We start from the raw sequence: 20,504 nt of genomic DNA on the forward strand, positions 1-20,504 counted from the left end.
GGTCACAGGGGCGTACGGGCCAGGAGGTGCGGGGTCAGAAGGGGCTACTCGCCGCGTATGCCTCGCGCAGCCGCTGCGCGGTGATCCTGGCCTGTGCGGAATGCCGTAGTGAGCGGCGTTGGGTGCTGCTGCTGCCACCGCCGCCGCTGCCCGTGTTGCCCGCGTTGCTTCGCGGCGCCGGGCGGGGCGAGGGCCGGCCGCGGTCCGGCTTCACCACCGCATCGTCCGCCGGCCGCGTCCCGGCCGTCGTGGTGTCGGTCGAACGGTCGGCGGGCGGCGGGGTGGGGGTGTCGATCCGGGCGAACAGCAGACGCGGATCCGTCGCAGGGGGCGCTGGGGCCGGTGGCGTCGGCGGAGCGTCGGTTCGACCGGCCGGAGCGTCGGCCGTCCCGGTACGCGCCCGATCCGTCGCTCCCGGCGCGGCAGGGCGGTGCACGGAGAGCAGGTCGTCCAGGACGTGGGCCGGAGCGGCCGTGAAGCTCGTGAGCCTGCGCCTCGCCTGGGCGACCTTGAGCCCCCGCGCCTCGATCAGCGCCCGGCACCGCCGTACGACGTCGTCGAGCGCGGGCCGGTCCTGGGGACGGTGGGCCAGCATCGCTGTCAGCAACGACACCAGCTCCTCGGGCGCTCCCGAGAGGTCGGGCGCGATCGAGGCGTCGACGACCTGGTGGAACAGGAGGTGGATGTTGTCGGCCCGGTAGGGGGCATGCCCCGAGGAGGCGAACAGCAGCACGGCGCCCAGTGCGTACACATCGACCGCAGGGGTCAGCGGCTTCTCGCCGTTCGCCTGCTCGGGCGGCATGCAGGAGGGCGTACCTACCACCGTGTTCGCCGCGGTCAGTGACACGCTGGACTCCGCGAACACCGCGAGCCCAAAGTCGATCACCTTCGGTCCGTTGGGGCCGAGGAGAACATTCGCCGGCTTCAGATCACGGTGCAGCAGACCCTGCTTGTGCACCGTCGCCAGCGCCTCAGCGAGCGTCGCACCCAGCGAGGCGGTCAGCAGGGCGTCCAGCGGGCCGTGACTGGCCACATGCCTGCTGAGGTCCAGCCCCTCGACGTACTCGGTGGCCAGCCACGGCGGGTCCGCCTCCGGGTCGGCGTCCAGGAGGGCGGCGATCCGAGCTCCCCAGATCGTCTTGAGGATCTCCACCTCCTGCGCGAACCTCTGCCGGGTCTCGGAGTCCACGATGGACGGCTTGATCACCTTCACGGCGGCCGGTTCCCCGCCCGGCGACTCACCCAGATACACCTGGCCCATTCCGCCCTGCCCGATCCGCCCGAGCAACTCATATCCACCAAGCTCGGAGGGATCGTCGGGGCTGAGGGGCGCGATGTGCACGTGGGGCCTCACAATCAAGGCGATCAGGGCGAGCAGTCGGGACAGACATTCAGCGTCACGCTAGACCACCCCTCGCGAGGAGAGGATGGAAGGTTCCAAGCGGTGGACGCCTGGCGGGTCACTCTTCGTCGGCCGTACCGGTGTCAGGCTCAGTGATCGGGGGAGAAGTGGGCGGAGCCTGCGTCGGCTCGGGTCGCCGGCCGACGTCCGTCACCGTTGCCGCCCTCTCCGCCGCCCGCGGGACTCACGGCCCCTCCACCGCCCTCGCCCGACAGGGCCGGCTCGTCCGGTCCCACCACCGCAGCCGTACGCTCAGTCATCGAACACCGCCTCCCTGGCCCAACGGCGACACAGGGATGCCGTCATGCCGCACGCCTCGTACCCGCACCCACCGCACGCATACAGCAGGCCGCGTCGGCACGTCACCACTCGTCACGCTACGCCACCAGAGCGCCCCTGTTCGGCACGACTACCAAGCCCGGCCGCCCCGTTGGCCCCACCGACACCACCCGCATCAGCAACGGACGCGGCTCACCGGCGTTGAGCGACACCTACGCGGGCCAGAACTGCAACACGTGTTCCTCCACCTCGTACGCGGCCACGAGAAGGCGACCGTTCCAGTGGTAAGGGGGCTCCAGGCCGGGCCGGTTGAAGAGATGCTCCGGCGGCAGGGGGTCCTCGAACATGTCGTCGGAGTCGGTGCCGGTGGTGAAGTCGGCCGGGGCGTCGGTCGCGGTGCACGTGAACGTCTCGGTGTGGGTGCATTCACCCGGCAGCGGCTCGGGTTCCCGGTCGTAGACGAGGAAGCTGATCTTGACTGGTTCCCACTCGTTCGATCCTGCGGTGACGGTGAGGCAACTCCTGCTGTCGGTGGCGGTCACGCGGGTGCGGGAGTCCGTGGACGGCAGGGCGATGCCGTCGGGTTCTCCCGTTCCGATGACGTAGAAGGCGTGGCTCAGGGTCGCCATCCCGGTGTACTCGTCCACCGGCAGGATCTCGGGCATGGATCGTCTTCCTTCGCTGCGTTCGGCACGGGGGCAGGCCCCCCACGCCCAGGGGGCGTGAAGGGCCTGCCGGTGTCGGGTCGGTCGGCGGTGTCTACGCGCCGGCCTGCACGTAGAACTTGTCTCCGGGCAGGATGTGGTAGCGGCCGAAGAAGGTGCGGATGATGCCGCCCTGCGTGCGGTTCTCCTTCAGCGGCACCCACTTGATGGCCCGGTTGGGCGGGTTGTAAGTGTTGCCGCCCTGTGTGGTCTCGGCATACGGGTACTCGTCACAGGAGGGCTTGGTGCCGTCGTCGTTGGGGTCCACGGTCCACTACGCGTCGCGTCGGCTGTGGGGTCCCCGTCGGCGGGGGTCGCCAGGGTGATCAGGACGTCCTGCGCGTCGATGACCCGGTGGCAGACAAGGTCTCTCACGAGCCGGCCGGCGCAGCCCTACGGTCGCTCGAAGTCCTCGTCCGCGAGGCCGGCGACCGCCGTGCGCAACGCTGCCCAGGAAGATGCGAACAGGTCCACCTCAACAAGGTAGTTCCATGCATTGACCCTTCGCCGGTCACACGCTTTCATCGCCTGCACCACCTCGTGAGTCCTCTGCGCCGGGCCGGGGCGATGGGGTGCCCGGGGCGGCTGGGGTCGTCCCTGGTCGAAGGGGGAGCCGAGTTGATGAGACCGTCCTTACGCATGCTGGTGAACGCCGTTCTGGTGGCTGCCGTCGTGACTCCCGTCTGGCCCGCGCAGGCGGCCGACGTGGACGAGGCGCCGGGCCTCGGGGCGAGGACCGAGCGGATCAGCGTGGCCCCCGACGGCACCGCCGGCGGCAACGGCCACTCCACCGACCCCGTCGTCAGCGCGGACGGGCGTGTCGTGGCCTTCGTGTCGTCGGCAACCAACCTGGGGCCCGGCACGGACGTGCGGAACAGCGTGTACTACCGGACCGGGCCCGGGGAGCCGTTGCGGCGCGTCGCCGTACCGGGGGAGACGACCTCGACTCCGCAGCTGTCCGAGTCCGGGCGGTATCTGACCTTCGGCTCGTATGCGGCTACGACCGCCACCTCCTCCGTGCATGTCATGGACCTGAGCACGGGGGACAGGCAGCGGCTGGCGCCCGCCATGGACGACGGTTACCAGGTGTCGTACGGCATCGCGCCGATCAGCGGGAACGGGCGGTACGTCGCCTTCGTCGCCCGGCCCGCCGTCGACCCGAACGGGGCGTTCGCCTGCCGGGTCATGCTGGTGGATCGACGGACGCAGGAGGTGTGGCGGGTCAGCCGGGAGTCCGACGGTTCCAAGAACTTCCATCGGTGCGATCAGATCTCGATGAGTGCCGACGGGCGCAAGGTCGCCTATCTGGAGGGCTACTCCGGGCCGTCCGCCGACGACCAGGGCGACATCCTGGTCTATGACCGGAAGAGCGGGCGTACCGTGCAGGCCGACGCCACCCATGACGGGGCGGCGGCGGACAAGTCGGCGATCGGTCCCGTACTGAGCGCCGACGGCTCCAAGGTGGGGTTCAACTCGGTGGCCACCAATCTGGTCCCCGGGGCCGATCCCAACGGGAACACCAGCACGGCGTGGAACGCCTTCGTCCGTGATCTGCGCACGGGCACGCTCCAGCGGTACGACGGTCACGAACCCGGTGATCTCACTCAGGTGTCGGACCTGTCGGTGAACGGTTCGAAGCTGCTGCTCAACACGGCGGACGCGAACCGCGCATCGCTCGGGCTGATCCTGCGGGATCTGTGCACCGGGCAGGAGGAGTTGCTGTCACCGGGGCAGGACGGCAACCCCCTCACCGTGGGGAGGGCGGCGCTGAGCGCGGACGAGTCCACGGCCGTCTTCGACTCGTACTACCCCGGCCTGGTGCCCGAGGACACGAACCTGATCGGGGATGTGTTCGTCCGCACCCTGCGCTGAGCCACCGGGTGGAGGACGCGGGGTCGGTCCGTGAGAGCCGCCCCCGCACGCCTTCCCTTCGGATCTTCGGATGACTCCGTTCAGACCACCGGCTCCCCCACCCCCAGCAGATTCCCCTCACTGTCCCGGAACCAGGCCGCGGGCTCGCCCCGCGCCCCCTGCTCGGGTAGCCCCCCCGATTTCGGCGATGCCGCCCTCCGTACGGAACCCGGGCAGAGGGCGATGGTGTTCTCGCCGTTGCTCTTGAACTGCCACAGGTAGTAGTTGCTGGTGTTCTGGGCGCGGAAGGTGACGCCTGCGTATGTGGCGTTGATGACGAAGCTGCGCTGGAACGTGTAGTCGGTCCACGCGGTCGGTCCACGCGGTCGGTCCACGCGGTCGGGGCGCCGCTCCAGACCGGGGTGGCCCCGGACCAGGTGGCGCCCGGCCCGGTGCCGAAGGAGGCGGCTGCCGACCAGGGGGAGATTGCCGTGCATTGACACCGCGCATTGGTGCTGTGCATTGATGCCATGCATTGATGCCGTGCATTCAGGGGGACGTGGCACCTCCGCGGAGGTGCCACGTCCCCCCGAATGACATCTGGTGGGGCGTCGCCCGAGGGCGCCGGCAGGTCCGGCAGGCCCGGCAGGCCCGGCAGGTCAGTTCGTCAGACGGAAGGTGGCGTCGCTGCGGCCTGTCGCGTTGGTGATCGTTTCGAGCTTCAGCTGGTAGGCGTAGTGGCGGATGTAGCGGTCGGGGTGGTTGTAGGACTGGAAGGACGACCATGACGAGTCGGCGAGCCCGGCGACCTGGCGGAAGGTGGCGTCCGCGGCGAACTGGGGGGTGCCGTCGTTGTAGACGAGCTGGAAGTCGGCTCCGTCGTGCCGCAGGTAGTAGCCGGGGAAGTTGACCGACTCGAAGGAGACGGTGCCGGTGCCGGTCAGGCCGGGCCGCGGCCGGAACTTGGCGTCCTCGTTGGTGACGTTCTGGTCGATGCGTACGTCGAAGTTGGCGTGGCGGACGTAGCGGTCCTGGTAGTTGAAGGACTGCAGTCGCTTGCCCGGGACGTTGGCCCAGCGGGCCTGGATCCGGGCGTCCTCGGCGGCCGTCAGGTTCAGGATGGAGCCGTGGCGCTTCTTCGTTCCGCCCAGGGAGTAGGTTCCCGAGGTCGGGAGCTTGTAGGTGCCGGAGGCGGACGGGTTGGTCGTGGTGACCGGCATGTAGCCCTTTCCGGCCGCGTACTGGTCGAGGTAGAGGGTCCACTCGTTGCGGTCGCGGAACTTCATCCACATCGGGCCCTCGACCTGGGAGCCGGTCAGGCCGATGCCGGAGAGGTTGCCGAGGTTGGTCCAGGTGCCGAGGATCGAGTTGCTGCCTTCGAGGGTGATCTGGCCGTCGCCGGAGGCCCGTACGTAGCGGTAGTTGCCGATCCCGGAGGGGACCTCGACGATCTGGGTGTCGATGATTTCCTGGGTGCCGGGGCGCTCGATGTAGATCTGCGGGGTGGTGGTCGTGCGGAAGTTCGTGGTGTGGGCGTAGTAGATGCGGTGCTTTGTCGCGCCGTTGAGGGGCTTGTTCGTCGCCCAGTACAGGACGTAGTCGTTACTGGCCGGATCCCAGATGGCTTCCGGCGCCCAGGCGTTGCGCCCGTCGGGGATCGCGCCCGCGACGTTGAGCAGCCACGGCGCCGACCAGGTGACCAGGTCCGTCGACTCCCACACCACGAGGTTGCGGCTGCCGTCGTTGATGGACTGACTCCACGTCTGCCCGCAGTCGATGCACAGGTCGGTGGCGATGATCCAGTACTTGCTGCCGTCGGGTGAGCGGACCAGGGCGGGGTCACGCACCCCTCGTGTGCCCACGGTGGAGCGCAGGGTCATCCCGCCACCGTTGAGGTCGGTCCAGTTCAGACCGTCCGCGCTGTACGAGAAGTACATCTGCTGACCGGTCGACCCCTCCCCGATGAAGTGCGTCATCAGGTAACCCGGATCCGCGGCGGCGGCCCGTTGAGGTGTGGTCACGACTTGGGCTGTGAAGAGCAGGCAGGCGGCGACGAATACCGCCGCCAGCCGAGCGAGAACCGCGGGCATATGCGTTCCTGTCTCTGTGGAGTGCCATGATCAGGTGCGAGTGAGGCGAGGGTGAGGCCCGGCCTCCGTACCGCTGGGGCAGGACCCTCCCGCGAGCCGTGGGGCAGGACCCGCTCCCGCGAGCCGTGGGACGTCGCGTCATGCGCGGTCAGCGCCCGCGAAGCCGCGGTTTCCGCAGGGGTGTGGCGGCGACCGGAGGCACCGCCACTGTGGCGGGCCGGTGGGCGGCGGAGGCGGCCGCCGAGAAGGCCGGCAGAGGAGCCGGATCAGGAGTGTGCCGGAGACGGATGCGCAACACGGGCGTCTCCTTTGACGGCCATGGTTCGAAAAATCGAACATTGTTCGCAAGTTCGAGCAGAAGATAGATGTCGGTCAGGGGTACGTCAATGGAACTGGCCGGTTCGGCCCCCGTCCTCGTGTCCGTGGCCGCTCGTGACGGCGAGGCCTGCTCTGCCCCCCACCCTCCCGAGCGGCGGAGGTCTCCCTGGGCGCACCTGGACACTCGCGCGAATCCGACTGCACAACCATTGACACAGCGCTGCGAACAGGACAAAGATCTCGCCTGCAACCACGTTATTGAAACGTTTCAAAAGGGCGGAGCCTATAATTCCGCTTCCTCCCCGTCCGCGCTGCCGACGTGTTTGCCGCCCTCCCCGCACATCTCCTAGGAGCCCGCGATGCACGACGTAACGCGCCGGTCCGCTCTACGCTCGGCCATAGCCGTGGCCATGGCCCCCACCCTGGGTTCCCTGATCCTGCCCGGCCTGGCGCCGACGGCGTCCGCGGCGGTCTCGTGGACCGCGAAGTGGATCTGGGCTCCGTCCAGCTCGACGAACCAGTGGGTGGCCTTCCGTAGAACGTTCACCCTGGACTCCGCGCCCTCGAAGGCGGTGACCCAGATCGCGGCGGACTCGAAGTACTGGCTGTGGGTCAACGGCACACTCGTGGTCTTCGAGGGCGGGCTGAAGCGCGGCCCGAACCGTACGGACACGTACTACGACGAGATCGACCTCGCCCCGTACCTGACCAGCGGCAGCAACACGGTGGCGCTGCTGGTCACGTACTTCGGAAAGCAGGGCTTCTCGCACAGCAGCAGCGGCAAGGGCGGACTGCTGTTCCAGTCCGACATCGAGACCGGTTCCACCACCACCCGGGTGGTCAGCAACACCGGCTGGAAGCACAAGGTCCACCCGGGCTACTCGAACAACACCAGCGGCACCCAGGTCAACTTCCGGCTGCCGGAATCGAACGTCTACTACGACGCCCGCAACGCCACCGCCATGGCCGACTGGCAGTCCTCCGGCTTCGACGACAGCGCCTGGAGCGCGCCCACCGACTTCGGCGCCGCCGGCGCCGCGCCCTGGAACGGCCTCGTCGAACGGCCGATCCCGCAGATCCGCTACTCGGGCCTGAAGTCCTACACCAACAACGCCTCGCTCCCGGCCACCGGCCAGGGTTCCACCGCGATCTGGGCCACCCTGCCGTCCAACATCCAGGTCACCCCCTACCTGAAGGTCGACGCCCCGGCCGGCACCGTGATCGGTATCCAGACCGACCACTACGACGACGGCAAGGGCCTGGTGGGCATCGACCAGGCCACCATCTTCAACGTCCGCGCCACCTACGTCTGCACCGGCGGAGTCCAGGAGTTCGAGGCGCTGGCCTGGATGAGCGGTACCGCCGTGCGGTACATCATCCCCGCGGGCGTGACCATCGTGGACCTCAAGTACCGGGAGTCCGGCTACGACACCGACTTCGACGGCTCGTTCACCAGCAACGACGCCTTCCTCGACACCGTGTGGACCAAGGCCGCCCGCACCATGTACGTCAACATGCGGGACAACTACATGGACTGTCCCACCCGCGAGCGTGCCCAGTGGTGGGGCGATGTGGTCAACCAGCTCAAGGAAGGCTTCTACACCTTCGACACCAACTCCCACGCCCTGGGCAAGAAGGCCATCGCACAGCTGGCGGCCTGGCAGGAGCCCGGCGGCGTGTTGTACTCCCCGATGCCCTCGACCATCTGGACCGCCGAACTGCCCAACCAGATGCTCGCCTCGATCTGGTCGTTCTGGACCTTCCACCTCTACACCGGTGACACCAGCACGGTCACCGCCGCCTACCCGGCGGTCAAAAAGTACATGGACCTGTGGAGCCTGGGCAGCGACGGTCTGGTGGCCCACCGCACCGGGGACTGGGACTGGCAGGACTGGGGCAGCAACATCGACACCCGGATCCTGAACAACTGCTGGTACTACCTGGCCCTGGACACCGCCGCCAAGCTCGCCGACCTCAGCGGGAACACCGGCGACGTCGCCGGATGGCAGGCCCAGCGCGCCAGCATCAAGGCCAACTTCGACACCCTGCTGTGGAACTCCACGAAGAACGAGTACCGCTCACCCGCCTACAACGGCGACACCGACGACCGCGCCAACGCCCTCGCCGTCGTCGCGGGCCTGGCCACCCCCAGCCGCTACCCGGCGATCACCGAGGTGCTGCGCACCCACCTCAACGCCAGCCCCTACACCGAGTTCTACGTCCTGGAAGGGCTGTACCTCATGGGTGCGGCCACCGTCGCCGAGGAGCGGATGCGCAACCGCTTCGCCGCCCAGGTCGCCGACCCCGCCTGCCACACCCTGTGGGAGGTGTGGGTCAAGTCCGAAGGCACCGACAACCACGCCTGGAACGGCGGCCCGCTGTACGCCCTGTCCGCCTACGCCGCAGGTGTCCGCCCCACCACCGCGGGCTGGAAAACCTACGAGGTCATCCCGCAGACCGGCACCCTCACGAAGATCAACACGGTGACGCCGACCGTCGAGGGTGATATTCGCTTCGGCATCACCCGCGACGGCACCCAGGCGACCCTCACGCTCACCTCGCCGAGCGGGACGACCGCCCGCGTCGGCGTGCCCACCTACGGCGGCTCCCAGCCCGTCATCAAGGCCAACGGCACCACCGTCTTCACCGGCGGCTCCTCCACGGGCAGCGTCAGCGGTCTGAGCTACGACGGCAAGGACTCCTCGTACGTCTACTTCAAGGTCCAGCCGGGCACGTGGACGTTCACGGCGACGGGCACCGGCCGCCTGGACAACCTGGCCCTGGGCCGGACGGTCACCAGCAGCAACAGCCTGGAGAACACCAACTGGGGCAGAAACCGCCTCACCGACGGCAAACTCACCAGCGTCAGCGGCGCCAGGGGCTACACCAGCAACGACTTCGCCTCCGCCGACGTCAGCGCCACCCCCGTCTGGGTCGAGATCGACCTCGGCGCCGACACCGACCTGGACGCCGTACGCCTCTTCCCCCGCACCGACACCGGGGGAGCAGGTGGTGGTACGGCGGGCTTCCCCGTCGACTTCACGATCCAGACCCGCCCCGACGGCTCCAGCACCTACACCACCGCCCGCACCGTCACCGGTCAGGCCAACCCCGACGGCAAGGTCCAGACGTACGGCTTCAAGACCACCACCGCCCGCCACGTCCGCCTGCAGGCCACCAAACTCGGCACCCCCGCCTCCGACGAAGCCACCAAGTTCCGTCTCCAGCTCGCCGAACTCACCGTCCCCACCGCCGCGACGGCCGTCACGGCCAACTACACGCTGGAGAACAGCGACTGGGGCAAGACCCGGATCCTGAACGGCACCACCACCAGCGTCGCCGGTGCCAAGGGCTTCACCAGCATCGACTTCCCCGCCGCCGACGTCAGCGGCACACCCGTGTGGATCGAGGTCGACCTCGGAGCCGACCGGTCCATCGGCTCCGTCACCCTCCACCCGCGCACCGACGCGAGCGGAGCAGGCGGCGGCTCGGCGGGCTTCCCCGCCGACTTCACCCTGCAGACCCGCGCCGACGGATCCGGCACCTACACCACCGCCCGCACCGTCACCGGCCAGGCCAACCCCAGCGGAGCCGCCCAGACCTACACCCTCACCTCCACCACCGGCCGCTACCTGCGCCTGACCGCGACGAAACTCGGTACGCCGGCCTCCGACGAGTCCACCAAGTTCCGTCTGCAGCTGGCCGAGATCGGCATCAAGTAGCTCGCCCCACGGCCACAGCGGCCCGTCCTGGCGCACACCCACGCGCCGGGACGGGCCGCCCCGGCGTCCGGTCAGCCCAGCAGACCGGCCAGGCGTCGCCACGCCTCGCGCGGCAGCGCGTCGCCCGGACCGTCGTCGATCACCTGCAACGCCACATGGTCCGCCCCCGCCGCATGGAACTCGTCCACCCGCCCCCGGATCCGGTCGTCGTCTCCCCACGCGTACACCGCGTCGATCAGGCGGTCGCTGCCTCCGTCCGCGAGGTCGGAGTCGGTGAAACCCAGGCGGAGGAAGGTGTTCGTGTAGTTCGGCAACCCCAGGTAGAAGGCGAGGTGGGCGCGGGCGGTCGTCCGGGCGCGATCCTGGCCGGTCTCCAGGATCACTTTCAACTCCGGTGCCAGCAACGGGCTTTCGCCCAGCGTCTCGCGGGCCTCCGCCGTGTGTTCCGGAGTCACCAGATTCGGGTGGGAGCCGGCCGCGCGGTCGCGGGCGAGGCGGAGCATGCGCGGGCCGAGGGCGGCGAGGACGCGGCGGCCGGCGGGGACTCCGGCCGTGTCCAGGGCGTCGAGGTAGTCGACCATCGCGGCGTACGGGCGCCGGTACTGCTCCGTGAGTTTCGCGTGGCTCACGCCCAGGCCGAGGAGGAAACGGCCGGGGTGGACGGCCTCCAACTCCGCGCAGCGTACGGCCGTTGCGGCGGCCTCGTGCTGCCAGATGCTCTGGATACCGGTGGCGACGGTGAGCCGCGAGGTCGCTTGGAGGAGTGGCGCGGCGTGATCGACGCCGGTGCTGCCGCCCAACCACGCCGTACCGAAGCCGAGTTCCTCCAACTCGGCTGCTGCTTCGGCGAGTTCACCGCGCCGGGCGGGGTCCTCCGTCCGCAGTCCGATGCTCCAGATGCCGTACCGACCCAGGTGCTGTTCGACCATGCAAACGGCAACCTGCGCGCCCGCGCGATCTATTCCTCACCCCTCCCCGCGAACCCACTGACACAAATAAGCGTGTCGAATCCATTGACGCCCCTCCCGTCTCACCCTTACCTTCTGGCCGAAGTTACGCACAATGTTCGTAATGTCGAACAAACTCGTCCCTTTGCTCCCCCTGATATCCCCCCTCTCGAGCCGCTCCCCGAAGGGACTTGCCGTGTTTCGCATCCAAGTCCGTCACTGGGTGACGTCGGTGGCCGCACTGCTGGCCCTGTTCGCGTCACTCCTCGCCGTCCAGCCGGCGCCGCCCGCCGCCGCGGCCGACGGCAAGCCGTTCACCAACCCGGTCAAGTCACAGAAGGGCGCCGACCCGTGGCTGGAGTACTACAACGGCAACTACTACCTGGTGACGACGTCGTTCACCGGTGAGCTGACCATGCGGAAGTCGCCCACGCTGGCCGGGCTGAGCACCGCGCCCAGCGTGCAGGTGTGGTCGGACAGCACCAGCAGCCGCAACTGGAACATGTGGGCCCCGGAGATCCACTTCTTCGACGGCAAGTGGTACCTCTACTACTCCGCCGGGCCGCGCGCGTCCGCCTGCTGCGACGACCAGCGCACCCACGTGCTGGAGAGCGCCGGGTCCGACCCGATGGGGCCGTACAGCTTCAAGAACACCTTTACCGGCTCCAACCTGAACCCGGGCGGCTGGCTGATCGACGCCAGCGTGCTCAAGCACAACGACAAGCTGTACCTGGTCGGCAGTGGTTCGGCCGGCGGCAGCAAGCAGAGCCTCGTCATCGCGCCGCTCAGCAACCCGTACACCCTCGCCAGTTCCACGTTCACCGTCATCTCCAGCCCGACGCTCAGCTGGGAGACGCAGAGCGGGGAGGTGAACGAGGGGCCCGAGCCGCTGTACCGCAACGGGCGTACGTTCCTCGTGTACTCCGCGAGCGCCTGCTGGGGTCCCGACTACAAGCTCGGGCAGCTTGAGCTGACCGGTTCCGACCCGCTGCTCGCCTCCTCCTGGACGAAGAAGCAGACGCCGGTCTTCCAGCGCAGCGACGCCAACAGTGTGTACGCGCCCGGTCACAACGGGTTCTTCACCTCGCCCGACGGGACCGAGAACTGGATCGTCTACCACGCCAATGACGCCGCCGGTGACGGGTGCGACAACGGGCGTACGACCCGTGCGCAGAAGTTCACCTGGAATGCCGACGGCACGCCGAACTTCGGCACCCCGGTCGCCCTCGGGACCACCATCGCCGGCCCCTCCGGTGAGACCGCGACCACGCCGACCGCGTACACGATCGTCAACCGCAACAGCGGCAAGTGCCTGGACGTCAGCGGCGGCAGCACCGCCGACGGCGCCAACATCCTCCAGTGGACCTGCAACGGCGGGGCCAACCAGAAGTGGCGGATCGAGGACCGCGCCGACGACACCAGCCGCCTCGTGAACGTCGCCACCGGCAAGGTCGCCGACGTCGCCGAGTGCGCGAGCGCCGACGGCGCCGACATCCGGCAGTGGTCCTGGCTCAACAACAACTGCCAGAAGTTCCGCATGGTCTATCTCGGCGGCGACCACGTCCGGATCGTCAACGCCTCCACCGGCAAGGTCATGGACGTCGCCGACTGCTCCACCGCCAACGGTGCCGACGTACGCCAGTGGTCCTGGCTCAACAACAACTGCCAGCAGTGGCGGCTCGTCCCCACGACCGCCTGATCCCCCACATCCTGACCCCGAAGGGCCGCAACAAGACATGAGACGACTCGTCAGACGGGTTCTGGTGGCCGCCTCGGTGGCGCTCACCGTGCTCACCGGCGTCACCACCCCCGCCCAGGCCGCCACGCCCGCGTCCCCGGCCGTCACCTTCACCAACCCGATAGCCGAGCAGCGGGCCGACCCGCACATCTTCAAGCACACCGACGGCTACTACTACTTCACGGCCACCGTCCCGGCGTACGACAAGATCGTGATGCGGCGGGCCACCACCCTCCAGGGGCTGTCCACGGCCGCGGAGACCACCATCTGGACCAAGCACGCCAGTGGTGAGATGGGCGCCCACATCTGGGCGCCGGAGATCCACTTCATCGACGGCAAGTGGTACATCTACTTCACGGCCGGCTCCTCCAACGACATCTGGAAGATCCGCCCGTACGTCCTGGAGTCCAGCTCCGCCAACCCGCTCACCGGCACCTGGACCGAGAAGGGCCGCATCTCCCTGCCGCTCGACACCTTCTCGCTCGACGCGACGACCTTCACCGTCGGCAGCACCCGCTATCTGAGCTGGGCGCAGAACGACCCGGCGGTCGGCGACGGCACCAACATCTACCTGGCGACGATGTCCAACCCCTGGACGATTCAAGGCAGCCCGGTCATGATCTCCCGGCCCACCAACGCCTGGGAGAAGGTCGGCCACACCGTCAACGAGGGCCCGGCGGTCATCCAGCGGGGCGGCAAGGTCTTCATGACCTTCTCGGCCGCCGCCACCGACGCCAACTACTGCCTCGGCCTGCTGACCGCCTCCGCCTCCGCGGACCTGATGAACGCGGCCTCCTGGGTGAAGACCCCGAACCCGGTCTTCACCAGCAACGCCGCGACCGGCCAGTACGGTCCCGGCCACAACACCTTCACCACGTCCGAGGACGGAAAGTCCGACATCCTCGTCTACCACGACCGCAACTACAAGGACATCAGCGGCGACCCGCTCAACGACCCCAACCGCCGCACCCGCTACCAGAAGCTGTACTGGAACGCCGACGGCACACCCAACTTCGGCATCCCCGTCGCCGACGGCGCGACCCCGGTCCGCCTCTCCTCGTACAACTTCCCGGACAGGTTCATCCGGCACTGGGAGTACCGGGCGAAGCTGGAGGCCAACGTCACCAACCTCGCCGACTCGCAGTTCCGGATCGTCACCGGGCTCACGGGCAGCGGCACGGTCTCGCTGGAGTCGGCGAACTTCCCCGGCTACTACCTCCGCCACAAGAACAACGAGGTGTGGGTGGAGAAGGACAACGGCACGGCCCTGTTCGACGCCGACGCCTCGTTCCACCAGCGGGCCGGTCTCGCCGACACCGCGGCCGGGGTCTCGTACGAGTCGTACAACTTCCCCGGCCGCTACATCCGGCACTTCGACAACCTGCTCTACACCCAGCCGGTCAGCACGACCCTCGACCGGCAGGACGCCACCTTCTACAAGGAGTAGAAGGAGTAGGGCGGCACGTCGGGTGTGAGTCGGAGCGCGCCTCGGGGGCGTGGGGCCGTCGCGGTCTGCCAGTTCGTCGTGGCCGATCGTGGCGTTCCCCGCGCCCCCTACTCGGCCGCCTCGTCCGGTGGCGACACCTGCACCAACCCCGACTGGTAGGCCATCACGACCAGTTGCGCCCTGTCCCTCGCCCCCAGTTTCGTCATCGCCCGGTGCACATGGGTCCGTACCGTCAGCGGGCTGACGTACAGCTTCTCGGCGATCTCGTCGTTGGAGCGGCCCTCGGCGGCGAGGGACATGACCTCGCGTTCGCGGGTGGTGAGGGTGGTCAGCCGGTCCGGGGTGGCGAGGCGGCTGCCGGGGGCGGGGGCGGCGAGGAAGCGGGTGACGAGGGTGCGGGTGGCTGCGGGGGACAGGAGGGCGTCGCCGGCTGCCACCGTGCGGATGCCGTCGAGGAGCACATCGGCGGTGACGTCCTTGCCGAGGAAGCCGCTGGCGCCGGAGCGCAGCGCCTGGGCCACGTACTCGTCGATCTCGAAGGTCGTGAGAATCAGTACGCGGGTGTCGGCCAGTTCCTCGTCGGCGCAGATCACGCCCGTGGCGGTGAGCCCGTCGGTGCCGGGCATGCGGATGTCCATGAGGACCACGTCGGGGCGGTGCACGCGGACGAGGTCGACCGCCTCCCGGCCGTCGGCGGCCTCGGCGACCACCTCCATGTCCGCGCAGGAGTCGATGAGGATCCGGAAGGTGGCCCGCAGGAGGGCCTGGTCGTCGGCGAGCAGGACACGAATGGTCATGGCGCTGTTCTACTTCCGCTGGTCTCGGGTCGGTTCCGCGTCCGGTTCGGGGGTTCGGGGACGGGTGCGCAGCGGGAGGTCGGTGGTGACCTCGAAGCCGCCTTCGGGACGGTGACCGGCGCTCAGGCGGCCGCCGACGGACTGGGCGCGTTCGCGCATGCCGATGAGGCCGAAACCACGGCCGGGTTCCGCGGCGCGGGCGGGACGGGGTGTGCCGGCGCTGCCGTCGTCGGTGACCGTGATCGTCAGGTGGGCCTCCTCGTACGCGAGGCGGACGCGCGCCGCGTCCACGCCGGCGTGCTTGCTGACATTGGTGAGGGCTTCCTGCACGATCCGATACGCGGTCAGGTCCACGCCGGGGTCGAGATGCCCCGGGGCGCCCTCCGTGGTGACGGTGACCGTGAGGCCCGCGGACTCGCACGCGGCCGTCAGGTCCGGGAGCCGGTCGAGCCCGGGGGCAGGGGTCAGCGGCGCCTCGGGGTCGTCGGGCCGGCGGAGCACACCCACGGTGGCCTTCAGCTCGCGCAGCGCCGCCGACGTGGTGGAGGTCAGGTCGGTGAGGATCCGATGGGCCTGCTCGGGATCGGTGCGGGTGAGGTGCGCGGCGGTGCCCGCCTGGGCGTTGGCGAGGGCCAGATGGTGGGCGACCACGTCGTGCAGATCGCGGGCGATACGCATCCGCTCCTCGGTGACCCGGAGGTGGGCCTCCTCCTCCCGGGTGCGCTCGGCGTGCTCGGCGCGGGCCTGCACCGACTTCAGATAGGCCCGCCGGATCTGGGTCGCCCGGCCCACGGCGAGGGGCAGCAGCAGCCAGAAAGCGGGCCCGATCGTCCTCAGCACCAGCGAGAGGTGGTCCATGGAGTCGGAGAGCACGGCCGCCAGCGTCATCACCACGATGGTGGTGATGCCGTAGGCGCGGGTGGTCCTCCGGTCGGTGAGTGTGGCCAGCCAGTAGAGCGCCGCCATGATCGGTGCCAGCAGCAGGGGGGTGAGCAGATAGCCCAGCGCGATCGCGATCACCGTGCAGACCGAGGTCACGGCGAGGGCCGTGCGTGGGTAGGCGCGGTGCTTGAGCAGGACGAGACAGGACACGCCCATGAGGGCGACGCCGACCTTGTCCTGGTCCGGCGGCTCGGCGCCGGGCAGGGTGAGCGCGCTGCCGAGCGTCGCGCAGCCCATCAGCGTCATGGCCAGCACCAGATCGACGAGGAAGGGATGGCGCTCCGAGAAATCCTCCAGGCGATCGGCGTAGCGCCGTTCCAGGCTGACGGTCATCGGTGACTCCGGTCGGTGGGCTGGTGACCATGGTGGTCGACTTCGGGTGCGAACGCCCCCGAGGGCCGTCCGTGCCCTTGGCCACGGACGGCCCCCGGTGGGGGTGGGAGGTGGATCAGGTGCGTGTCACTTCCAGTGCGGCCGGGTCGGCGGATGCCGGATCCGTCCCGGCCGGATCCGTCCCGGCCGGGGCCGGATCCGCGTCGGCGCGTCGGGTGAGCGCCTCACCCTCCACGTCGACGTGGGGCAGTATCCGGTCCAGCCAGTTCGGCAGCCACCACGCCTTGTCGCCGAGCAGGGCGAGTACGGCGGGCACGATCGCCATGCGGACGACGAACGCGTCGAACAGGACCGCCGAGGCCAGCCCGAACCCGATCATCTTGATCATGGAGTCGCTCTCGCCGATGAATCCGGCGAACACCGCGATCATGATCAGGGCGGCGGCCACGACCACGCGGGCACTGTGCCGGAAGCCGGTGGTGATCGCCTCGTCGGCCCGGTCGCCGTGGACGTACGCCTCCCTCATCCGGGAGACGAGGAACACCTCGTAGTCCATGGCCAGGCCGAAGACGATGCCCACCAGGAAGATCGGCATCAGGCTCATGATCGGGCCGGTCTGGTCCACGCCCAGGATCTCCGCGCCGTGGCCCTGCTGGAAGACCAGCACGACCACGCCGAGCGACGCGAGCACCGACAGCAGGAAGCCGGCGGCCGCCTTGAGCGGGACGAGGAGGGAGCGGAAGACGACCATCAGGAGGATGACGGCCAGGCCGACCACGATCAGCAGGTAGGGGACCAGCGCGGACTGCACCTTGCCGGAGATGTCGATGTTCAGCGCGGTGGTGCCGGTGACCTCGTACGTCGCCCCGGTGTCGGACTCGATGCCGGGACGCTCGTCCCGGATGACCGTCACCAGGTCCTTGGTCTTCTCGTCGGTCGGCGCGGTGGCGGGCACGGCCGAGAAGACGGCGGTGTCGCCGGCCTCGTTGAAGCGTGCGGGGGAGACGGACACGATCCCCTTGGTCGCGCCGATCTCCTTCGCGATCGTCGCCGCGGCGCCCTTCGCGTCGTCGGCACCCTTGGCGTCCACCACGATCGTCAGCGGCCCGTTGAACCCGGGCCCGAAGCCCTCGGCGAGCGCGTCGTAGGCCCGGCGCTCGGTGGTGGAGGTCGGCTTGGCCTCGTCGCCGGGCATACCCAGCTGCAGATCGGTCATCGGCACCGCGAGTGCGCCCAGGCCGATGACGCCGAGGACCAGCACGGGCACGGGGCGGCGCAGCACGAACCGGGACCAGCGGGTGCCGCCATTGGTCTCCGAGCTCTCCTCGATCCGGCCGCTCCTGCGCGCCTTGCGCCCCAGCACGGCGTTCGGCCAGAACCCGAGGAGGGCCGGGACCAGGCTCAGCGCGATCATTACGGCGACGACCACGGCGCCCGCGGCTGCCAGCCCCATCTTCGTCAGCATCGGGATGCCGACCACGGACAGCCCGGCCAGCGCGATGACGACGGTGAGTCCGGCGAACACGACCGCCGATCCGGCCGTGCCCGTGGCGAGGGCGGTCGCCTCCTCGGGCGTACGGCCCTTGGCGCGCTCCTCGCGGTAGCGGGAGACGACGAACAGGGCGTAGTCGATGCCGACCGCGAGGCCCAGCATCATCGCGAGGGTGCCGGTCGTGGTGGACAGGCCGAAGGCGTCGGACAGGGCGAGGATCGAGGCCATGCTGAAGCCGACGCCGACGAGCGCGGTCAGCAGCGGCAGCCCGGCCGCGGCCAGCGAGCCGAAGGTGACCAGCAGGACGACGGCGGCGATGGCGACACCGATCACCTCGGCCATCCCGCCCGCACCGCCCTGCTCGGCCACGGCGTCACCGCCCGCCTCCACGGTCAGCCCGGAGTCCTGGGCCTCGTGGAGCACGTTCTTCAGGTGGGTCCTGCTGGCATCGGTGAGATTGTTCGCGGCGGCCTTGTAGGTGACGGTCGCGTACGCCGTCGAGCCGTCCTTGCTCACCGCCCGCGCCTGGAACGGGTCGACGGCGTTCGCGACCTGCGAGCCGTCCGCCAGATCGGCCACGGTGTCCTCGACGGCCTTCTTGTTCTCGGTGGCGGTGATCTTCTCACCGCTCGGCGCGACGAACACGACACGGGCGGTGGCACCGTCGGCCGTGACGCCGGGGAAGCGCTGTTCGAGGAGGTCGAACGCCTTCTGGGACTCGATGCCCGGCATGGAGAACTCCTCGTCGGAGGCTCCGGGTGCCTTGAGGGCGCCGACACCTACGGCGCCCAGTACCGCCACCCACAGCAGGATGACGTACCAGCGTTTGCGGAAGGCCAGTCGGCCCAGCCGATGAAGGAAGGTTGCCATGGGTCGCAGGTCTCCACGTCAGAAGTCTCGGATGCCTGCCAAGACTCCCGTCCGGGGCCCCCGCACGTCGTCGTGCGGCTGCCGACAGTTCCGGCTACTCAGAACGCAGTACGACGCGACCACCGGGTCAACCCGGGGTATGACCGGCTGACGACCGGGGTAGGCCCCACGATCGGCCTACATGGCGTGCAGGGTGTCGCGGGAGGCCTTGATGAAGTCCTTCAGCGCGTCCCAGAACGGCGAGTAGCAGGCGTCAAAACGGGCGACGGCACCGGTGTCGCCCTCGATCATCGCCTCGATCGCCTTGTGGAACGGATTCGTCGTCCGCCGTACCTTGTTGGCGAGTTCGGCGACCTCGTCGGGCCCCTCCAGCGAGACGACCCAGGTGAGGTTCCGCAGCGTGGCGTACTCGTCCCGCTGCCGCTCACGCAGGCGTCGCAGCTCCTCGACCTGCTCCGGCCCGAATCCGCCGCTCCCGGCGCCCCGGACCACGTCGGACACCTTCCAGTGCACATCGCTCAGCCGCTGCGCCTGCTCCATGAACTCCGCGTACGCCGTCCGCCGCGCCTGCCGCAGCCGCTCCACCCGCTGGGCGCTCGCCGTCGTGTCCGCCTGTATGCGCGCCGCCCGCGCGGTCCCCGTGCTCGTCACCCAGCTCGCGAGGACGGCCGTCCCGGCGGTGAGCGCGGCGATCCAGAACGCGTTGTCAGCCACGGCGGGAGTCCCGTGAGCGTTCGGTGACCCCGGCCAGGTGGGCCGTGAAGACCGTGCGGGCGTCCGGGGTGAGGGTGCGCAGGGCGACCAGGGCCGTGACGGCCACGTCGCACAGCTCCGACTGGACGTCGTCCCAGGTGTGGGTGGTGCCCTTGCGCGGGTTCTGGCCGGTCGCGCCGATGACCGCCTGCGCGACCTCGCCGACCTCCTCCTGGAGCTTCAACATCCGCAGCAGCAGGCCCTCCTGACCGCCGTACGGCTGGTCCGCCTCCAGCCAGGCGTGGAGGCGGGAGACGGACTGCCAGAGGTCGTCGGGGGAGCCGGGGGCGGGGGCTTCGGCACGCTGATCACTCATGGGGCGCAGCCTCCCACGCCCCTACGACAGTGACAGGCACTCCTCGAAAGAGCTTCGAGAGCTTCGAGAGCCCCGAGACCCCGAGAGAACTCCGAGAGAGAGCCGCTCACTCTTCGACGGGGACGGTCAGCCCTCGAAGGAGGCGGTCACTCTTCCAAGGAGGCGGCCAGTCCTCGAAGGAGGCGGCCAGTCCTCGGAAGGGAGGGTCACTCCTCGAACAGCGTCTCCTGCTCGCCCTCCTTCTCCTTCCGCACCCGCTGGTTGCGCATGCCGACGACCACCGTCGTGACCGCGGCCGTACCGGCGAGTGCCACCGGGACCATCCAGCCCCGGTCGAAGACATGGCGGAACGCGTGGTCGAGGGAGATCCGGCCGGGGCCGGTGATGGCGAGGCCGGCGGCGGCCAGGCCCAGGGTCGCGGCGTACTCGTAGCCGCCCTCGGCGTTGAAGAAGCCGTTGGGCGCGTGGATCGCGGTCGCGCCGACCTTCGCGCCCGCCGCGGC

15 protein-coding genes and 3 pseudogenes are annotated in these 20,504 nt (G+C 69.4%); 4 read left to right on the forward strand and 14 right to left on the reverse strand.

The genetic code is table 11. The features are described 5' to 3' along the window. Positions 1 to 34: 34 nt before the first annotated feature. From AWZ10_RS40980 to AWZ10_RS54645, 5 genes and pseudogenes are all read right to left on the reverse strand, one after another. Complete coding sequence (locus tag AWZ10_RS40980; protein ID WP_060893625.1) at positions 35 to 1,342, reverse strand: serine/threonine-protein kinase; 1,308 nt, start codon at positions 1,340 to 1,342, stop codon at positions 35 to 37. 149 nt (positions 1,343 to 1,491) lie between these two features. Beyond that, positions 1,492 to 1,662, reverse strand: a complete 171-nt coding sequence (locus tag AWZ10_RS51980; RefSeq protein WP_159058542.1) for a hypothetical protein — start codon at positions 1,660 to 1,662, stop codon at positions 1,492 to 1,494. A 231-nt stretch (positions 1,663 to 1,893) separates the two neighbouring features. Further along, positions 1,894 to 2,346 carry a hypothetical protein gene (locus tag AWZ10_RS40985; RefSeq protein ID WP_060893626.1) on the reverse strand — a complete coding sequence of 151 codons (453 nt, stop codon included), beginning with the start codon at positions 2,344 to 2,346 and terminating at the stop codon, positions 1,894 to 1,896. Between the two features lie 94 nt (positions 2,347 to 2,440). Continuing rightward, positions 2,441 to 2,653 (reverse strand): NucA/NucB deoxyribonuclease domain-containing protein, encoded by a 213-nt coding sequence (locus AWZ10_RS40990; RefSeq protein ID WP_046707227.1) that lies wholly within the window; start codon positions 2,651 to 2,653, stop codon positions 2,441 to 2,443. Beyond that, positions 2,626 to 2,859, reverse strand: a pseudogene (locus tag AWZ10_RS54645) (maleylpyruvate isomerase N-terminal domain-containing protein); the annotation flags it as partial. The pseudogene AWZ10_RS54645 and the gene AWZ10_RS40990, both read right to left, overlap by 28 nt. Before the next feature lie 165 nt (positions 2,860 to 3,024). On the opposite strand from AWZ10_RS54645, the gene AWZ10_RS40995 reads away from it, so the two are divergent. Continuing rightward, positions 3,025 to 4,257 carry a TolB family protein gene (locus AWZ10_RS40995; protein ID WP_060893627.1) on the forward strand — a complete coding sequence of 411 codons (1,233 nt, stop codon included), beginning with the start codon at positions 3,025 to 3,027 and terminating at the stop codon, positions 4,255 to 4,257. 80 nt (positions 4,258 to 4,337) lie between these two features. Here the strand turns inward: AWZ10_RS40995 and AWZ10_RS49250 are convergent. Then, a pseudogene (locus AWZ10_RS49250) lies at positions 4,338 to 4,473 on the reverse strand (VOC family protein); the annotation flags it as partial. Positions 4,474 to 4,895: 422 nt separating this feature from the next. Then, complete coding sequence (locus AWZ10_RS41005) at positions 4,896 to 6,326, reverse strand: glycoside hydrolase family 43 protein (protein ID WP_060893629.1); 1,431 nt, start codon at positions 6,324 to 6,326, stop codon at positions 4,896 to 4,898. A gap of 677 nt (positions 6,327 to 7,003) precedes the next feature. Between AWZ10_RS41005 and AWZ10_RS41010 the strand changes: the two genes are divergently transcribed. Further along, positions 7,004 to 10,366 carry an alpha-L-rhamnosidase-related protein gene (locus AWZ10_RS41010; RefSeq protein WP_079104647.1) on the forward strand — a complete coding sequence of 1,121 codons (3,363 nt, stop codon included), beginning with the start codon at positions 7,004 to 7,006 and terminating at the stop codon, positions 10,364 to 10,366. A gap of 71 nt (positions 10,367 to 10,437) precedes the next feature. Here the strand turns inward: AWZ10_RS41010 and AWZ10_RS41015 are convergent, their stop codons facing one another. After that, complete coding sequence (locus AWZ10_RS41015) at positions 10,438 to 11,295, reverse strand: LLM class F420-dependent oxidoreductase (RefSeq protein ID WP_060893630.1); 858 nt, start codon at positions 11,293 to 11,295, stop codon at positions 10,438 to 10,440. Between the two features lie 214 nt (positions 11,296 to 11,509). On the opposite strand from AWZ10_RS41015, the gene AWZ10_RS41020 reads away from it, so the two are divergent. Both AWZ10_RS41020 and AWZ10_RS41025 read left to right on the forward strand, forming a co-directional pair. Then, positions 11,510 to 13,012, forward strand: coding sequence for a family 43 glycosylhydrolase (locus tag AWZ10_RS41020; RefSeq protein ID WP_046707231.1), 1,503 nt, complete (start codon positions 11,510 to 11,512; stop codon positions 13,010 to 13,012). A gap of 37 nt (positions 13,013 to 13,049) precedes the next feature. Then, the gene (locus AWZ10_RS41025; protein ID WP_173531600.1) at positions 13,050 to 14,498 is read left to right on the forward strand and encodes a family 43 glycosylhydrolase; all 1,449 of its coding nucleotides are present in this window, start codon (positions 13,050 to 13,052) and stop codon (positions 14,496 to 14,498) included. Positions 14,499 to 14,605: 107 nt separating this feature from the next. On the opposite strand, the gene AWZ10_RS41030 is transcribed toward AWZ10_RS41025, so the two are convergent. From AWZ10_RS41030 to AWZ10_RS41055, 6 genes and pseudogenes are all read right to left on the reverse strand, one after another. Further along, complete coding sequence (locus AWZ10_RS41030; protein ID WP_060893631.1) at positions 14,606 to 15,295, reverse strand: response regulator transcription factor; 690 nt, start codon at positions 15,293 to 15,295, stop codon at positions 14,606 to 14,608. 9 nt (positions 15,296 to 15,304) lie between these two features. Then, positions 15,305 to 16,570, reverse strand: coding sequence for a sensor histidine kinase (locus AWZ10_RS41035; RefSeq protein ID WP_060893632.1), 1,266 nt, complete (start codon positions 16,568 to 16,570; stop codon positions 15,305 to 15,307). Between the two features lie 115 nt (positions 16,571 to 16,685). Beyond that, positions 16,686 to 18,932 carry an MMPL family transporter gene (locus AWZ10_RS41040; RefSeq protein ID WP_060893633.1) on the reverse strand — a complete coding sequence of 749 codons (2,247 nt, stop codon included), beginning with the start codon at positions 18,930 to 18,932 and terminating at the stop codon, positions 16,686 to 16,688. 177 nt (positions 18,933 to 19,109) lie between these two features. After that, positions 19,110 to 19,646: a hypothetical protein gene (locus AWZ10_RS41045; protein ID WP_046707885.1), complete on the reverse strand. Its 537-nt coding sequence runs from the start codon at positions 19,644 to 19,646 to the stop codon at positions 19,110 to 19,112. Beyond that, positions 19,639 to 20,001, reverse strand: coding sequence for a MazG-like family protein (locus AWZ10_RS41050; RefSeq protein WP_046707886.1), 363 nt, complete (start codon positions 19,999 to 20,001; stop codon positions 19,639 to 19,641). Before AWZ10_RS41050 ends, AWZ10_RS41045 begins: the two co-directional genes overlap by 8 nt. Before the next feature lie 206 nt (positions 20,002 to 20,207). Beyond that, positions 20,208 to 20,504: pseudogene (locus AWZ10_RS41055) on the reverse strand (RpiR family transcriptional regulator); the annotation flags it as partial.

Origin of the sequence: Streptomyces europaeiscabiei (genome assembly GCF_001550375.1) — a bacterium.
Lineage (GTDB): Bacteria > Actinomycetota > Actinomycetes > Streptomycetales > Streptomycetaceae > Streptomyces > Streptomyces europaeiscabiei.

Bases quoted from the DNA above. Each gene is read 5' to 3' on its own strand.
- AWZ10_RS41035 (WP_060893632.1), bottom strand. From the start codon at position 16,570: ATGACCGTCAGCCTGGAACGGCGCTACGCCGATCGCCTGGAGGATTTC.
- AWZ10_RS41040 (WP_060893633.1), bottom strand. From the start codon at position 18,932: ATGGCAACCTTCCTTCATCGGCTGGGCCGACTGGCCTTCCGCAAACGC.
- AWZ10_RS41030 (WP_060893631.1), bottom strand. From the start codon at position 15,295: ATGACCATTCGTGTCCTGCTCGCCGACGACCAGGCCCTCCTGCGGGCC.
- AWZ10_RS41025 (WP_173531600.1), top strand. From the start codon at position 13,050: ATGAGACGACTCGTCAGACGGGTTCTGGTGGCCGCCTCGGTGGCGCTC.
- AWZ10_RS40985 (WP_060893626.1), bottom strand. From the start codon at position 2,346: ATGCCCGAGATCCTGCCGGTGGACGAGTACACCGGGATGGCGACCCTG.
- AWZ10_RS41005 (WP_060893629.1), bottom strand. From the start codon at position 6,326: ATGCCCGCGGTTCTCGCTCGGCTGGCGGCGGTATTCGTCGCCGCCTGC.
- AWZ10_RS41050 (WP_046707886.1), bottom strand. From the start codon at position 20,001: ATGAGTGATCAGCGTGCCGAAGCCCCCGCCCCCGGCTCCCCCGACGAC.
- AWZ10_RS40995 (WP_060893627.1), top strand. From the start codon at position 3,025: ATGCTGGTGAACGCCGTTCTGGTGGCTGCCGTCGTGACTCCCGTCTGG.
- AWZ10_RS41010 (WP_079104647.1), top strand. From the start codon at position 7,004: ATGCACGACGTAACGCGCCGGTCCGCTCTACGCTCGGCCATAGCCGTG.
- AWZ10_RS51980 (WP_159058542.1), bottom strand. From the start codon at position 1,662: ATGACTGAGCGTACGGCTGCGGTGGTGGGACCGGACGAGCCGGCCCTG.
- AWZ10_RS41015 (WP_060893630.1), bottom strand. From the start codon at position 11,295: ATGGTCGAACAGCACCTGGGTCGGTACGGCATCTGGAGCATCGGACTG.